The organism is Streptomyces sp. 8L (genome assembly GCF_020176795.1).
In the GTDB taxonomy this organism is placed as follows: Bacteria; Actinomycetota; Actinomycetes; order Streptomycetales; family Streptomycetaceae; genus Streptomyces.
In genome coordinates, this window is sequence record NZ_JAIUKE010000884.1 from 1 (window position 1) to 1,294 (window position 1,294).

General features: G+C 75.0%; 1 protein-coding gene. It reads right to left on the reverse strand.

The features are described from left to right. Nucleotides 1-178: 178 nt before the first annotated feature. A partial coding sequence (locus tag LCE31_RS39670) for a D-alanyl-D-alanine carboxypeptidase family protein (RefSeq protein WP_225023148.1) occupies nucleotides 179-1,294 on the reverse strand: 1,116 nt, incomplete at its 5' end.

A 1,294-nucleotide genomic window follows, 5' to 3' on the forward strand; every position in this document is an offset into this window, starting at 1 on the left:
CGGCCCACCCGCGCTGGGCCTCCTTCCTGCGCGCCTTGCGCTACGTCGTGATCGACGAGTGCCACACCTACCGGGGCGTGGTAGGGACCCACCTCCCCCCCCTGCTGGGGGGGCTGCGGCGCCTGAGCGCCCGCCACCCCGCACGGCGCCAGGCGCACCTTCGAGACGGGCGCCCCGCTCAACTCCCGGACGTGCGGCGCCGGGCCGCGCGCCGGACCAGGAACAGCCCGCCGCCGGCGCGGGCTGCTGCGCCCCCCAGTGCCGCAGGCACCAGCAGACCGGTGCCGGTTCCGGTCGCGGCTCCCGCCTCGGCGCGGTGCCGCGCGGCCGGCACGGCGTCCGCGCCACCCGCCTGCCCGGCGCTTCCCGCCCCGGTCCTGGCCGAACCCGCCGCCCGCACCCGGGGAGCCGGCGCCAGTGAACCCACCGGGGTGGCGTGCCCGTCGGCCTCGAAGCCCCAGTCGAGCAGCCCGCGCGCCTCGTCGTAGACCGCCTCAGGCGCGCCCGACTGCGGGTTCATCACCGTCACCAGGATCGTGCGGCTCCCGTGCCGGGCCGCCGCGATCAGGGTGTTGCCCGCCTTGGTGGTGTAGCCGTTCTTCACCCCGATCATGCCGGGGTACGTCCGCACACCGTGTGCGCCGCTGAGCAGCCGGTTGGTGTTCTGGATGCCGAAGCTGGCGCCCGGCTCGCCGGGGAACTGCGCGTCGGGCGTGGCCGCGTACGACGCGAACTGGGGGTTCGCCAGGCCCGTACGCCCGAACACGGCGAGGTCGAAGGCCGACGACACCTGGCCGGGCGTGTCGTATCCGTCGCAGGACACCACGTGCGTGTCCAGCGCGCCCAGCTGCCGCGCCTTGGCCTGCATCTCCCTGACGGTGGTGTCCCAGCCGCCGTTCATCGAGGCCAGTACGTGCACGGCGTCGCTGCCGGAGCTCAAGAAGACACCACGCCACAGGTCGGCGACCCGGTAGGAGAGGCCGGATTCGACGCCCACCATGCTGCTGCCCTCGTTGATGCCGGACAGGTCGGCCTGGGTGACGGTGTGCCGGGACCGCGCGGGCAGGTGCGGCATCGCGGTGACCGCGAAGAGCGTCTTGAGGGTGGAGGCGGGCGGCAGCTTGCGGTGCGCGTCGTACGCGGCGAGCACATCGCCGGAATCGGCGTCGGCGACCAGCCAGGACAGCGCCGAGACGTCGCCGGGCGGCGCGGGGGTGCCCGGTGCGGGCCTGACCTGGACACCGGTGTCGTAGAGCCGCGAACTGTCGACGTACGCGGGCGCGGGGGCGGGCCC